The organism is Kamptonema sp. UHCC 0994 (assembly GCF_029167235.1).
Classification (GTDB): Bacteria; Cyanobacteriota; Cyanobacteriia; order Cyanobacteriales; family Microcoleaceae; genus Kamptonema.
Window position 1 is genome coordinate 26158 of sequence record NZ_JARFTR010000017.1, and the last position, 15719, is coordinate 41876.

Sequence of the window (15719 nt, forward strand, 5' to 3'; positions counted from 1 at the left end):
CAATTAAACTTATGACACTGACAGAAAATTTAGAAGCGATAAATCCTAAAGTTGCATTTGCTGATTTCACAAATCAACTTAGTCAGCCAGAAACTATTCTGGGAAAAGTTACGCCCCAATTACCAGATTTTGATGAATTTAAAAATAAGTTAAATCTACCGCATTTAGATTTAAGCAATATCGAAAGCAAAATTTCATCAGTACCTTTATCTGCAAATGAACTGAAGGCAGAAATAACTGAGAAATTCAATCAACTAACAACTCTGAATCTGGAAACTTTATCAGCAGCTATTCCGCTTCCCAGTGCTGATACTTTCAAAGATTTGGACTTGGTGGTTGAGGTTAAATCAACTCTATCTAGTTTAACTAAAGATTTGAGTTTTAACTTTAGTATTGGAAATTTGCCTCCTGCTGCTAACTCAATATTTGGTGAGTTTAACGAATTTCTCAGTAAGGCGGAAATGTTGCCAGTGCGGACATTTAATGCTTTGTTAAAGGTGTTTCAGAAATTACTTGAAAAACTATCTAATCCTGATGAATTACTGAGTCAACTGGGCGCGGATAGTTTAACTAGCATTTTTAATAATCAAATTGTCTCGTTAACTCAACAACTGCCTTCGGAAGCAATTAAGAGCATTGAAGCTAATATTAATCTGCGCCGCCAGTATCTAGTTGAATATCAAGAAATTCTCAACCAGTTGTCAGATCCAAGCAAGTTAGACCAATTGTTGACTAAGGAGTTACGTCAAAAAATCAGAGTAATTTCTCGGAATATTGAGGAGATAGATCGCAAAAATCAAAGAGCGATCGCTAATTTAAGTAGTTTCACAATAGAAAGTTTTAATGCTGCTTTAGAACAACTTTCGCAAGTGGCAGAAAGTGACGAAAGTAGCCTTTCGTTACTGCCATTATTTAATCAAATTCAAAGTTATCTTGATAGTATCAATCAAAAAGTTGCAGATATTACGGCTAAACTGCGAGAGTTTACCAAAAAAATACCGCAACTGATTGATACGGCAATTAACAAGGCTGAGGAATTGGCTAGAAAAGCGACTACAGCAATTGCTCAAGGGATAGATAAAGGTAAGGAAGTTTTAATTAAAATCAAAGATTTTCTTTCTGATGCTATCCGAGAAATTAAAGAATTTATTGACAAAGTTTGCGCTGAATCTACAGAGTTGGTTAAACCGCTAAAGCAGGGTTGCAATCAAGCTTCAACATTTATTGTCGGTAACATCGATCGAATTTCTGGAGAAATTCATAAAACAACTGAGCAAGTAAGAAGTGCTATCGGAGGAGTGAATAGCAAAATTGAAACGAATCTAAATCGTCAAGCTTTAGAGTTAAAAATCAATCAATTGCTGGATAAAGTTGCTCAAGTTTTAGATAGTCCCCAGGTCAATAATGGTTTAAAAGAAGCAGAAAACGGATTAAAACTGATTACTGATAACTTGGAAAAAGTATCGCTGAAGCCAGCATTTCAGGCGGTAGTAGATAAAAGTGGCGATTTAGAAACAAAGTTGCGAGGGATTGATACTACTAAACTCAGTACCCCAACCAAAACTGCTTTGAAAGTGGGGACGACAATTATTAAGCAGGTAGATGTGCCAGGAATTGTGAATCCAGAATTAAAATTAGCTTTTGCAGAAATTTTGGAACCAATTGAAGGTATAGTGGGGTTAATTGAAGGTGAATTTCAAAAGATTGATGCTCAGATTCAATCATTTAAGCCGGGAAGTTTAATTGAAGAATTTATTAAGCCGTATTTAGATCCGGTGGTAGTTAAACTCAATGAGTACAAACCTTCAATTTTGCTGCAACCAGTTAAGGATTTTTATTATGAAATGCTGGGTAAGTTGGATGCGATTGACCCTCAGCAGTTAATTGATAAGTTAGAAGAACTTTATCAAAATCTGGTTCAAATAATTGAATCTCTGTCGCCGACTACGATTACTGAATTTCTAAATCAGCAGTTGCAAACGGTGAATACAACTTTGGATAATATTCCGGTAGAAGCTTTGGTGGAAAAAGTGAATCAGGGATTGGATCGAGTAGATAAGCTGATGGCGAGTGTGGGATTAACGGATGTCTTAAAATCGGATTTTTGGGTGACATTAGAAAACATTTTGAGCTATAGTTTTGCTGATAAAATTAAGCAAATTGAAGGCTTGCGCGATCGCGTGGTAGAGCGAGTTAATGCTATTAATACAGAGCAGTTAACCATATCCGTAGGAGGATTAGAACAGGCAATTATAGATTATGTAGAAACTCAGAAAAGACCCAATATCGGTTTTGATTTGAGCAGTTTACAAGGAATTATAAGCGAGTACAATCCTGTAATTATAGCTGTGCAGGAGCGATGGGAAGAAAAGAAGCTGGCTTTAACTCAATTTAATCCTCAACCTGAGCTGGCGGTTGAATATCAAGATTTGCGCGATCGCTTACAAAAGCTGTATGACAATTTTAGTGCTACCAATCCCCAGTCGGTTTACGAAAATGTGGAGCAATTACTCAGAGAAAATATCGATCGCCTCAAACCTGCTAAATCCGATCGCAGCGAATTGATTAAAACTTTTAACTCGGAGCTGATTATTTCCAGCTTTAAACAAGCCTTACCCGTAGAATTGGATCGACAACTAATTAATCCCATAAAAAACCTGCTTAATTCTTTAGATAGCTTGCTAGCACAACCTCGTTCCGTGTTGGGTGATATTAAATTGGTGATTCAGAAATTGCAAGAAGCACCGGGAAGGTTGGCGGCAATTTTAAGCAATGTTGCTACCAGTTTAGGTAATCAAATTCGCGATGCGATTAATGCAGTTAAAGCTGTCGTTAATAGTCTGGTTGGGGAAGTGGTGACGGCATTGCAAGAAACCTATAATAACGTTGTTTCGACGGTGCGATCGCTCAGCCCTCACCGATTGTTAAATAGTTTTGAGGACAGCGATTTTATCAAGTTTGATAACTTGCTCACAAAACTACAGGAATCTAACGACAGTGTTAGTGCCTATATCAAATCCCAACTGACTGCAAATACTCAATCTTTACTAGCTATTAATTCGCCAGGGACGAAAACAGCAGTAATTCGAGACTTAAATCGCTTACTGCTAGATGAAAACCTATATACACCAGAAAGATTTAAGGATGTGTCGCTGTCAGCAGAAGCACAAAAATTATCTCAAGGCGACTATCGGAATAATATTGTCCACTTCAACCGCGTGTTAATTGAATCGAATTATAGCGGTGAATTAGTAATGAATGTTGAGTCAATTTTCCCTTATCTCCAGAGCCAATTAGCACAGATTTATCCACAAAAAATTGTCGATGAATTGGATAAATTGCACGCGAACCTTGTCAAATTACTAAATGATATTTTGTCGGCTGTTGGGAGTGCCTTAGATGGTCAATATCAGGAAAAGATTGTTAAGAAAACTCAAGCATTGCGCGATGCAGTCAATAATTTGTTTAAAGGATTAAAGGCGCGGCTGAAACAATTACAAAGCGAACTAGATATTGGTTTAGAAGATGTGGCGGAAGCGTTCGATCGCTTATTAAATGCTATACCTGTATAGGGGGATTTCGATGTTGAAGATTAATTACAAAATCAAAATCGGCAGTACCATCTATACAGCTAACGATAAAACGCTGTTACTGGATCTGCGATCGCAATCATCTTTACAGGTTCCAGTTAACACTTGCCAAATCGTTTTAGGCATTCCGAAAAACGTGCAAGTTGCTCCTAAAGATCCGATATCGGTAGAAATCGGTTACGATCGCCAAACAAGCTTGGTTTTTACAGGGCGAGTGATGCGGGTGGATTGGGAAATCGATCGCATTAATATTGAAGCTGCTAGCACTTTGACTGAGTTAACTTTGCTGCGAATAAATCGGGTTTATGAAAAATCTCATGCAGGGGATATTGTCAAAGATATTCTCAAACAAGCAAATTTAACTGTTGGCAAAGTTGAGAATGGGATCGAGTTTGCTGTCTATGCAGTAGGCGATCGCGAAACGGCTAGCGATCGCTTGCAAAATTTAGCCCAACAGTGCGGTTTTGATATGTATGCCAACGAGCGCGATCGCGCGATATTTGCTCAATATAGTCCTGCTAATACTCATACTTTTACCTACGGGGAAAATATCCTCAAATACCAATCGGAACAACCCCAAACAGGCATCGACAAAATCGAGATTTATGGAGAAAGTCCCGCCAGTCAAGGACAAGGAAATCAAGCTTATTCTTGGTTGACAAAAAAAGAAGTCAAAGCTACAGCAGGTTCTGGTAAAAACGTTTTGCGACTGGCAGATCCTACTGCACGTAGCCAAGCTGTTGCTCAAAACATTGCACGGGGAATGTTAACTCATCTGCAACAAAAGCAACACGGACAGATTGCAGTAATTGGTACTGCTAATGTTAAATTAGGCGAGGCTATTCAAATCACAAAAATGCCGATTAGCAAACAAAATGGTACTTTTAAAGTAACTGGAGTTAGGCATACTATCAACCGCCGTAATGGTTTTTTAACTACAATATATTGGGAGAAAAAATAATGGATTCAATTATTGGGGTAATGCAAAAAGTTGCCCAGCAAGAAGCACAGAAAATTTACACTACCGAACTTGGCATCGTTACGGGAATATTTCCCCATGCTGCCGATAGCGATAAAGATAATTACCAATGTTCGGTCAAGTTAAAAAACAAAAAGCAACCAAATGGCAAAGATTTTGAACTAAGAAAAGTGCCAGTAATTACGCCCCATATTGGACTTGCTAATATTCCCAATGTGGGGGATTTAGTATTAGTAACTTTTATTGGGGGTGATATTAATGCACCGATAATTATTGGACGTTTGTATAATGATGAAGACCAACCGCCAGTTAACAAAGAAAAGGAATTTTTACTGCAACACGATCGCGAAAAGGGGGGCAGTTTAAAAATTGATGGCGAGGGAGCAATTACCGTCACCAGTAAAAATGAAAAGCAAATTATTACTGTTAATGACGATAAAGTTGATATTACTAATGAAAAATGCCATTTGACTTTAGAGGGAGGAGATGCTACGCTCAAAAATGAAAAATGTAAAGTGGTCTTGAGTGGTGGTGACATTACCATTGATAATGGCACGTGCAAAATTAAAATTGAGGCGGGTGGCATTACTATTGATGCTGCTAGTAACAATATCACTGTCAAAAGTATGGGCAGTATTAAAATTGGCGATGCAGCTACAGGTTCCATCCAAGTTGGTGGTAGAGTAGTAGCAAATGCTGTGGGTGACAATGATGATGTTATCCTCAGTATGCACACTCACGTTGGCAATTTAGGTGCGCCTTGTCCGATCATGGTACCTACAGAAAAAATTAATTCTATTCAAGCCAAGGCAAGAAATACTAAGGTAGGATAACAATTAAGTTTTGTAGCAAAATTATTACTTTCCAAACTCATTATGGTTAGAATCAAAGGTGCTAATAGCGATTATGTTTATACAGGCAATCCCCAACAACCAATTGAGGAAAACAAAGATGCCGATCCTTTATATTTAAAGATTTTCATCTGTCCCAATGATATGCCAAGCAGGATCGAAAAACCTCATGCTAATGGCTGGTGTGAGGGAACTGATGGAACTTGTCCCGATGATAAGCCTAGTAAAAAATCCGGTCATGCCATGATTTGTTTGGATGAGAAGGAAGGCATTTCTTTGGTGACGGAAAATCAGATCGTTGCTAAGGGTAAGTTTACAGTTGAAACTGATGGGAAGAAAATAATTGAGGTGACAGATCGAGCGATCGTGGTTAGCTATGGTGGTACTATTATCAGAATTGCCGATGGTGAAATTCAGTTATCGAGTCAGAACGATAAACCCATACAAATTTCTGGTAATTTAGCGATTACTGGAGATGTAAAAATTACCGGAAAAGTCGATCTGAGCCAAGCAGATGTAACGTTTTCTAAGGCAACGATTGAACAAATCAAAAAATCGTGATAACTTATGGCTGAGGATTTACAACAATTCGATTTAAAGCTAACTCGCCGCTACTCTGGGGAAGCGATCGCAGATTGGCAAAGCATAGATTTACAAGACAAAAATCGCGACTTAACTACAGTTACGGAAATAGATAATCTGAATCAAGCGATTTTAAATCGACTTCATACCCGCCAAGGAGAACTAGCTGATTTAGGACATCCAGATTATGGTTCGCGTTTATATCTGTTAGTAGGTGAACTAAACAACATCAAAACGCAAGGTTTGGCAAATATTTATATCCGTGAATGTTTGCAGGAAGAACCTCGAGTTGAAGAGGTGATTGATGTTTCCTTTGAACCGCCCTCTCGATTGAAAGAACCTAACACTTTAAAAGCCAAAATAATGGTGAAAGTTCTAGGTTTAGATACGGTAGTGACAGTGAATTTATCGATAGTTGCCAATTAATTTTTTTCTTATGGCTTTTGAACAGAAGAATTTTACCCAAATATTTGAGGCAATGCGCGATCGCACCGCCTCCAACCTCAGCGACTTTCAAACCGGAAGTGTGGTTCGCAGTCTGTACGAATCCTTCGCTTATGAAATGGCAATTTTGTACGAACAAATGCAGCGGGTTTACTTATCTGCGTATGTAGATACCGCCGAAGAATTCGATTTAGACAAAGTGGTAGCAGTTTTGGGGATTAAGCGCGGCGAACCCGATTATGCTACTGGGATAGTTAGTTTCGAGCGAGATTTAGGATTGGATGAAAATATCACGATTCCTTTAGGAACTTTAGTAACGACAGAAGATACGGAAGATTCACCGAAAAAAGCTTATAAAACTATTGAATTGCAAGTTATTCCCCCTACTGAAACCTCAATAACAGTGCGGGTACAAGCAATACAACCCGGAGAAACAGAAGTTACAAAAGCTGAAACTATAACGATTATGCCCCAACCGATACCAGGGGTAAAAGTAGTTAATAATCCCGAAGCAATTGTATTTACTGGTAAGCTACGAGAGACAGACGAACAACTGCGGGAACGGGCGAAAAAAACTTTGCTTGCGGCTAGTAATGCTAATACTACATCCATTGAAAATGCCCTTTTAAGTTTGCCTGGAGTTAGAGAAGTTAAGGTGCGAGAGAATTTTCAATTTGCCAAAGGGAAAGTAAAACTATCAATTGACAATGAAGTTTCAGAGATTACAATTCCTAGAAAAACAGAATTAACAATTGTTTTGGAAACCACCACCGCAAAATTTGCCACAACAGAAACTATCACTTTTACAGATAAGATAGCGGAGGTGAATGTCCAAGCATTAACACCGGGAAAAGCAGGAGAATTAAACCAAGGCTATAGTGCTGAGTGGGAACCATTACGAATTAATGATAGGAATTTGAATGTTAGTAATACTGAACCAATTGAGTTACGAGAGTTTGGTATTATTGAAGTATTTGTGGACGGTATAGATTTTAAAGATACCAATAAAGTCAGCCAAATTAAACAGGAGATTGAACGAGTAAGGGCGGCTGGTATTTATGCAATCTTAAAACCAGCAAATAGGATTGGAATAGATGGTGTTTTCCGCATTGAATTAAAGTCAAATTTGCGTTTCTCCTCAGCGGAAAGGATAGAAATCGAAGAACAGGTAGAAAAGGCGATCGCCAGCTATCTAAAAACTCAGCAAATGGGACAACCTCTATTAATTTCCCAACTCACTCGCAAAATTTTAGACTGCCAAAATGTCAGCGATTTATTAGACTTTACCCTGACAACGACGCGCCAAATAGGGGACAAACCAGAAATTAACTCCTATCCATCCACTATTAAAAGATTAGATGCAGATATCCTTGAAAAGTTTGCTTCTCAGTCGATCCGCGTTGCTTCAGAAACTAAACCTTTAATTGTAGATCTGCAAGTGCAAGCGACAAGTTTAACCCCAGACACCTATAAAACTCTGTTGCAATTACTCAAAGAATATTTCCAACGGCTTCAAGTTGGTGAAAGTATTACCGCAAATGCGATTAAAACTCAACTCAATGCTGAAGTACAAGTGCAACTAAATCCTCATTTGTGGAAGAATTCGGGGATGAGTTTTAATCGCGAGGAAGTAACAGTTAGCTTTGTCGAAAAAGGACAACTAGGAAAAGTCTTTATTTACTCTAGCTTCCTGACTATTACTGGTGCTATTAAACTGACATTACCAGCAGCTATTACCCGCGAAGACAAAGATAAAGTATTAATACGAGTCAGACAACAAGTAGTTGATTATCTCGATCGTCTAGAAGAGGAAGAGAATATCAAAATCGAACAAATAATCAATCAAGTGCGTAAAGTTGATTCAGTTCTTGATGTTAATTGGAAGGTCTCAGATTTTCAGGTATTAAACTTAGAGAATGCCCGCGATCGCCTTGATATTGACAAAGCAGAAATTCGGGTAGAACCCTTTGAGAAAACCCAATTAGCCCCTGATTTTGCCATCGATAGCGATGTTAAGCTAGTGGAGATATCTATTAGCAAGCTACACCTCAGACTCAATGCTACTGGATTGCTACCAGAAAATATCAAGTCTGATGATTTAAAAGCTGCCATGACTACAACATTAACCAGCCTGTTTACTCCCACTTTAACCGAAAAATTACTAAGTTTAGATACGGGAGAAGATATCAACTACGAACAATTGCGAACTAACTTCCAATCCTTAATTCGCGATCGCGCGAACAATATTTCCCTGGCTACCCTGCAAACCTTGATTACTTCCGGCGACAACAAAACACAACTCATTGATGTTACCCGTATTTTTCTGCGGGGGGCAGAATATAATTTAGATATTTTGGAACTTAAGGTAGAAGAAACAACTTTTACCCAGGATATGCCGATTCGGATTGTGGAACGCGCCCAACTGCAACCTCTCAACATTAGCGGAGAGAATTTACAAATTATCGTAGAAATTATCGGAGGTTAATAGTCATGGAAAAACTCGGTAAAACACTCAATATTGCCAGTCGTTTACCTCACTTTTACGACACCAAAAATGTTGAGAGTTTGTTGTATCAATTTTTAGATGTTTTTGGTTACATCATCGAACAAGCAGAAACCGACTTAATGGCAGTGATGCGAGCCCATTATGTCAATACGGCAACGAATGAAGATTCTCAAGGTTTTATTGGTACGCGCAAAGGCGATTTAGATAAAATTTTTACGCTCTATTTAGAAGCCTTGGGCGGTACATCTCAACTGATTCAGGTTAGCGATCGCTTTACCCTCGGTTCGATCAAAAATGTTGATAGCTTCCTTAGCACTTTGGAAATAAATACTGATGAAATATCCCAGTATTTACGAAAGCAATTTAGTTCCCAAACTCAAAACTTGCTCAAATGCTACCAAGTAAATCGAGCTAATTTTGATGCTAATTCATTTAAAAACTTGCCTCAGTTAGCAATTGCTATTTTGGTAGCGAAAGATCCCATTAGTAGCTATCTTAAAACTGAGATCGATCCTAAAGACTACCAGTTACTCACACTTTACGACGGTAGCGAAACAGTTCCTCAAAAACTGCAAGAAATAATATTAACACTTCTGAATCAGCAACTTGAAAATCCATATCTTTACGGAAAAAACAAGTCCTATTTTCAAACTTTGCCCCTACTAGAAAGCGTCAAACAACTAATAGCTGCACCAATTACGCACGACAATCGCCAACGACTGCACCGACTACTATTAGAAGCAGCTTATCCCGAATATATTGAGGCCAGCAATATTCCTTCAAAAGGTGAAGTTGAAAAAGCCTTAATTGAAGAAATCAATAGATTTTTAGAAGCTTATAATAGTGAAGGTGATGACGCAGATTCTACCAAGCTAATCAACCAAAATCGGCTGCTGTTAGAAGCGACTTATCCTAACGAACTGGAAAAAATTTATGTTCCTTATCGGGAAAGACTTAAAGGGATAATCGCCATTTTGCGGCAAGGTGCAGCCAATCGCCAAGGGATTCTAGATTTAGTCGCCGCCAACTTAGGGATTTTAGGTGATTCTGATGCTGCTTTGGCCGCTAAAAAGCAAATTCGCCTCGAAGAATTTACCCCAGAAATAACGTGGCTACGTCCTCCCAATACTTCATTTGGTAGACTCGCTTATCGCTATCCTTTAAGGTTATTTCAAGAGTTTATAGTTGCTAGTTCTAACCCCGAACCATCGGAAATCGAAATTGTTTTGGAGATTGCCCAAAACTTACCTGTAGAATGGTTGCATAATCTTCGGATAGTGCGCCTCGATACCAAAGAAGAAATCCGCTATCAGGGAAGGGCAAAATCTGGCGATAAGTTGTTATTTAAACGCGATCAAATCTTACTCAATGGACAAAATGCTGCTGTTAAAGGTAGCACGCCTTTATTACCAATCGATAACTCTCAATGGCGTTTTGAAGCGGAAATTGTTCTCAATGAAACCGTTGGCCTATTCGACCAGCAAAAATTCAATTCTAGTACCTTGGGTTTTGGCGAAGTTGCCGTTCATTTAGAGATGCGAACTTACAAACTTAATCCGGGAACTTTTGAGGTGACAATTCCTTGGGATATTCCGGGATATAGTGATAAGTTTGATGAAGCTGCCGATCACCCGCGACACCAAATTGATAATATCATTAATCATGTGAAAGCTGCCGGGGTTTTGGCAATCATTAGTTATGAGAAAATTTTCCAAGAGAAGCATGATTTACAAGTTCGGTTAACTGTCGAAAGATCGCCTTTTCTGGAAAATCACATTGCCGAAGAAAAATTTAATCTCATCGGCTTAAAAGTTCCCTATCCTCAAGGTATTAAGCATGAATTAAGCGATAAATTGTTAACCGCTGGCGTTTTCGACTATGCTAGATTTGACTGGGGCGATCGCTTTTCATCTATTCCACCTCCAACTGTTGAGGAGAATTACCATGAGATGACCGATAAGTTCTTAATATCTGGTATATTTGATTACACAGACTTCGACTCTGGCAATGGCTTTGAATAACTACTAAAGTGAGGAAAAAACTATGAAAATGGCTGACGCAATGGACATGAAAGGAAGATTAATTATCCAGCAATTCAATCCCAATGGAGAACTTGTCGAGGAAGTTAAGGCTAATAACTTCATTGTTTACAGTGGGCGAGATTTAGTTGCTAAAATGTTTTTAAATCAACAGATCGCGCCGATCCGTTATCTCGCGATCGGTAGTGGCAATAGTCCAGTTAATCCCATTAGCGATACCGCCTTACAACAAGAAGTATTTCGCAAAGAAGTTAAAGCCTTGGATCTATCCAGAGACTTAAGCGATACAGATGAAGTCACGGTTAAAGTTGAAAGCGGAGTCATTACTCAAAAAAATCGTAAGGTGAGATTGAGCGTTGATTTAGACTTTGCTGAACCTCCCAATCAACCTGTAGCTTTGACGGAAGCTGGACTATTTAATAGCGCCGAAGGCGGGATTATGTACAATCGAGTTGTTTTTCCCAACATTACTAAAACGGCAGATTTCAAGCTGACTTTAGTTTGGGAAATCATCTTTTAGATTGGATACTTTATCTTTTTAGTTGAAGTCAAAAATTAAGCAGAGGTCAAAACAATGGCTACTAATAACGGCAAGTTTGCTCCCGAACATAAAAATCCAGGCGATCTAATTTTATCTGATGATTGGAATGCGGGGATGCAAGAAGCAGTCCGCTTAGAAAGCGATAAAGTTAACCGGAAGGGAGGGGATTCTTTAGAGGGGCCGCTGACGATTGAATCAGCATTAGCAGTCGAGACAAATGCTATTGCTAGCGTGCAATTAGAAGTTAAAGGTGCTTTAAAGTTGGCAGAGGGAGTAGCTGTCAATCAGTTTTCTAGTGATGATAGCCTTAGCGCTAATACAGATAGTATTGTCCCTACCCAAAAAGCGGTCAAAACTTATGTAGATACAGCAGTTCAAGGTCGTGAAACTCAAGATTTTAAAGCCAAAGATTTGCGTATTTATGGCACTCTTACTGTGGAAGGAAATGTGATATCTAAAGACACTCAAAAGATGGAGGGAAATGTCGAACTTGGTAATGAAGATGGAGATATTATTACTATTTTTGGTACAATCAGATCGGGGCATTCTACAAATAGATTGGTGGTCAATAATCCGATAGTAGCGACAGCTTTTATTGGTGAAGGTGCTGTTGTCGCAGGGATGATTTTGATGTGGTCAGGGCAAAGCGATCGAATTCCTACAGGATGGGCGCTTTGTAATGGTCAAAATGGTACACCAGATTTGAGAGATAGATTTATTGTTGCCGCTGGCAATAAATATGCTATCAGCAATACAGGAGGTGAAGAATTTCACCGCTTAACAATTAATGAAATGCCAAATCACAATCATTATGAGAGTCCCTATGGTTATCTTTTAAAGATAGATGGGCGTGCAACTGCCGGAAGCACTGATGATGATAATTATTGGAGGGAACCTAATTTATATAGTTGCGGATCTATAATGCCGACTGGTGGCGATCAACCTCACGAAAATAGACCGCCCTATTATGCGCTTGCTTTTATTATGAAACTATAAATAATCACCAACAATAATTTAAATAATTAACAAATATTTGGGAGATTAAGCAATGACTACCAACAACGGTAAATTCACACCAGAAACGAAAAAAACAGGCGATCTTATTCGCTCGGCGGACTGGAATGCAGCCATGCAGGAAATCGTCCGCTTAGAAAGCGCTAAAGTTAACCGGAAGGGAGGGGATTCTTTAGAGGGGCCGTTGACGATTGAATCAGCATTAGCAGTCGAGACAAATACTATTGCTAGCGTGCAATTAGAAGTTCAAGGCGCTTTGAAGTTGCAAGAGGGAGTTGCTATAAATCAGTTTTCTATCGATAGTAGTCTTAGCAGTAATAGCGATAGTATTGTTCCTACCCAAAAAGCTATCAAGGCTTATGTAGATACTGTCAAAACTGATTTAGATACAGTTACAACAATCTTAAATACGGCTTTAATAAAACATACGGCTTTAATAAACTATGTGGACAGGGTGGCTAAGGGTACTGTTATCAAAGGCATAATTGTGATGTGGTCGGGGAAAGCTGAGGAAATTCCCACAGGATGGGCGCTTTGTAACGGTCAAAATGGCACTCCAGATTTGAGGGATAGATTTATCGTTGGTGCTGATGAAGCAGGAAGTACGCAAACACCAAAAGCTGGAGAGTATGGAGATGCCGACCAACACAATCATTCTATGGCAAGCAAAAGTTTAAGCACGTCGAATGCTGGTCAACATTTTCATGCGTGGTGTTCGGAAGGGTGGAGTAATGAGCCTAAATCGTTTAATCATGAAGGTTGGAGTGTTAGATCAGGATATTACAATGGGTCTCGGAGTCATATTACCAGTGATGACGGTTCCCATTCCCATACGGTGAATTTTGACGGACTAACGACAGCAAATAGCACTGGAAAGAACCGACCGAAATGGTATGCTCTCTGTTTCATTATGAAACTATGAAGTATTCAGGTAAATTTAAGTTTTGAGGGGTTGATTAAAACAACGCCTTCACGAACTTAAAGCAGAACCCACTGCATGACTTTGCCAGTTTATGGTTATGTCATATAACTAATCATTTTTCGAGAATCAAGCAATGACTACCAACAACGGCACGAAATTCACACCAGAAACGAAAAAAACAGGCGATCCTGTTCGCTCGGCGGACTGGAATGCAGCGATGCAGGAAATTGTCCGCCTAGAAACTGCCAAAATGAACCGAGAGGAAGCCGGATCTTTACAGAGTTCTCTCACGATTTCTGAAGCTTTGACTGTTAGCGCGATCGCCCCTCCTGCTAGCACTCCTTTAGAAATAAAAGGCGCTCTCAAACTATCAGCAGGAGTTGCAATCGATCGGTTTTCTAGCAATGCGGATTTAAGTGATAATAGTGATAGTATTGTCTCCACCCAAAAAGCTGTTAAAACTTATGTGGACAACGCTGTAACGAATGTAAATGCTACTGTCAAAACCTATGTAGATACGACAAGAGAAGGTAGCGAAACCCAAAATTTTCAAGCTAAAGATTTGCGAATTTATGGGAATCTAGTTGTTGAAGGTAGCACGATTTCCAAAAGCACAGAAAAAATGGAAGGAAATGTCGAGCTAGGTAATGATGATGGAGATATTATTACCGTTTTTGGTAGGGTGCGATCGGGACATTCCTCTGGTTTTCTTCAAGTGCATACACCTTTACAAATTACTGAGAATTTGATGGTGGATGGCAATATTGGGATTGGCACAACAACTCCTACAGATAAACTTTCAATCCAAGGCGGTGCTATTTCTTTCTACAATCCAGATACTCCAGTTCCTTATGTGGGACTAGACTATGACAAACAATCTGATGGGTTAAGAATAAGAGGCAATCAGGGTTCAACATCTTTAAATACTGAATACATTATCATCAAACGAGTTAGTGGTAATGTTGGCATTGGGACAACAGATCCTAATGAGTTATTACACATCTATCGCTCCAGGGAAAATGCTGCTGTGATATTGCAACGCCAAGATGGAGGAACCCTGAAACTAAAAGCACAAGATACCAATGTCAGGATTACTTTTGATAAGCCTCTTTATTTTGATTCCGATGAGGTAGGAACTACACGACTAGCAGTGACAACTGACGGCAAAATTGGTATTGGTACAATAACACCAGGAGCAACATTAGAGGTTAACGGTACAATTCGAGCCAAAAATATTGAGTCTACAAACCCGTTCAGACATCGAATGTATCCGAACGATCCGATTGTTTATCAAGATCTTTTTGTAGCTAGAGGTGCAGGCGCGATCGCGAAACTAGGAAATCCATCTTATTATGACGATACAACTTATACCTCAAAAAACTTGTGGAACGATCGCCCAATGATCGCCTATGGCGCTAACAATGAGACTGATGGAAACGGGGCTGTCGTCACTATTCCCGATGGCTACAATACTGTCTGGGTAAGGGTATTAGGCGAACGATGGAATGCGATCGCAGCGTACTTACTAGATAAAGACAACAAAAAAACACAAGACCTCGGAATCTGGACAGGCGGATTTAGAGGTACAAATTGCTACTGTCCCGAAGGTTCGCTGAGTGATAGTTACGAAAATTTGCATCAATGGCTACCAATCCCAATTGTAGCAAATCTAGGGCAACCTGGAGGCACTAGGAAACTAGCGCTGATTTCTAAACCTAATACTAACAGCTATTTTTGGCTTTCTGGGTTAGCATTCAGCAAAAATCCTTGGAGTCATGCCACTCAATCCGCCGTCGGATATTACTGGAAAATTAATGGCGGTGATGCAATAAGCTGGCACTCAGAAAATTGGAATAATGACGTATTGGCGTATATTGCACCAAAGACAAACTTGGAATTAAAGGTTCCTGTTGTACCGTCTGGACGTGACAAGTTGCTCTATCTTGTCGAGCATAACAATAACTGGAACGGTTGTATGCACTCTGGTATTACTGTCAATGGAAAATCTATTGAACGGTTGATCGCGACTTATGACAATCCCTTCGCCCGCCATTGGAACAGCAAGTTTTATCAACGCTATATCGCAGCTTGTATTCCTGCCGATTTGATTCCTGACACCAAAGGCATGATATCCTATCTCAGTGTAAAAATTGACATGAGCAAGCAAAAGAGCAATATTCATTTTCGCGAAATGGGAACTCACGATCTAGAAGTTCCTGATAATTACTAATTAACCAGACTTATTAGCAAT

At 39.3% G+C, this 15719-nt stretch carries 11 protein-coding genes; all 11 read left to right on the forward strand.

The genetic code is table 11. The features are described from left to right. The first annotated feature begins 11 nt into the window (after positions 1-11). Positions 12-3572 carry a hypothetical protein gene (locus tag PY364_RS01680; protein WP_275519905.1) on the forward strand — a complete coding sequence of 1187 codons (3561 nt, stop codon included), beginning with the start codon at positions 12-14 and terminating at the stop codon, positions 3570-3572. 10 nt (positions 3573-3582) lie between these two features. Next, the gene (locus PY364_RS01685) at positions 3583-4551 is read left to right on the forward strand and encodes a contractile injection system protein, VgrG/Pvc8 family (protein ID WP_275519906.1); all 969 of its coding nucleotides are present in this window, start codon (positions 3583-3585) and stop codon (positions 4549-4551) included. Continuing rightward, positions 4551-5402: a phage baseplate assembly protein V gene (locus PY364_RS01690; RefSeq protein WP_275519908.1), complete on the forward strand. Its 852-nt coding sequence runs from the start codon at positions 4551-4553 to the stop codon at positions 5400-5402. The genes PY364_RS01685 and PY364_RS01690 overlap by 1 nt, the downstream gene beginning before the upstream one ends. A gap of 42 nt (positions 5403-5444) precedes the next feature. Continuing rightward, positions 5445-5981, forward strand: coding sequence for a hypothetical protein (locus tag PY364_RS01695; RefSeq protein WP_275519912.1), 537 nt, complete (start codon positions 5445-5447; stop codon positions 5979-5981). Positions 5982-5987: 6 nt separating this feature from the next. Next, positions 5988-6428, forward strand: coding sequence for a DUF2634 domain-containing protein (locus tag PY364_RS01700; RefSeq protein WP_275519914.1), 441 nt, complete (start codon positions 5988-5990; stop codon positions 6426-6428). 10 nt (positions 6429-6438) lie between these two features. Beyond that, positions 6439-8931, forward strand: coding sequence for a baseplate J/gp47 family protein (locus PY364_RS01705; RefSeq protein ID WP_275519916.1), 2493 nt, complete (start codon positions 6439-6441; stop codon positions 8929-8931). A gap of 5 nt (positions 8932-8936) precedes the next feature. Then, on the forward strand, positions 8937-10973 hold the full coding sequence (locus tag PY364_RS01710) for a hypothetical protein (RefSeq protein ID WP_275519918.1): 2037 nt from the start codon (positions 8937-8939) through the stop codon (positions 10971-10973). 22 nt (positions 10974-10995) lie between these two features. Continuing rightward, positions 10996-11511, forward strand: coding sequence for a hypothetical protein (locus tag PY364_RS01715; RefSeq protein WP_275519920.1), 516 nt, complete (start codon positions 10996-10998; stop codon positions 11509-11511). A 54-nt stretch (positions 11512-11565) separates the two neighbouring features. Further along, positions 11566-12528, forward strand: coding sequence for a hypothetical protein (locus tag PY364_RS01720; RefSeq protein ID WP_275519922.1), 963 nt, complete (start codon positions 11566-11568; stop codon positions 12526-12528). A gap of 52 nt (positions 12529-12580) precedes the next feature. Beyond that, positions 12581-13468: a hypothetical protein gene (locus PY364_RS01725; protein ID WP_275519924.1), complete on the forward strand. Its 888-nt coding sequence runs from the start codon at positions 12581-12583 to the stop codon at positions 13466-13468. Positions 13469-13601: 133 nt separating this feature from the next. Continuing rightward, positions 13602-15698: a hypothetical protein gene (locus PY364_RS01730; RefSeq protein WP_275519926.1), complete on the forward strand. Its 2097-nt coding sequence runs from the start codon at positions 13602-13604 to the stop codon at positions 15696-15698. Positions 15699-15719: the final 21 nt, after the last annotated feature.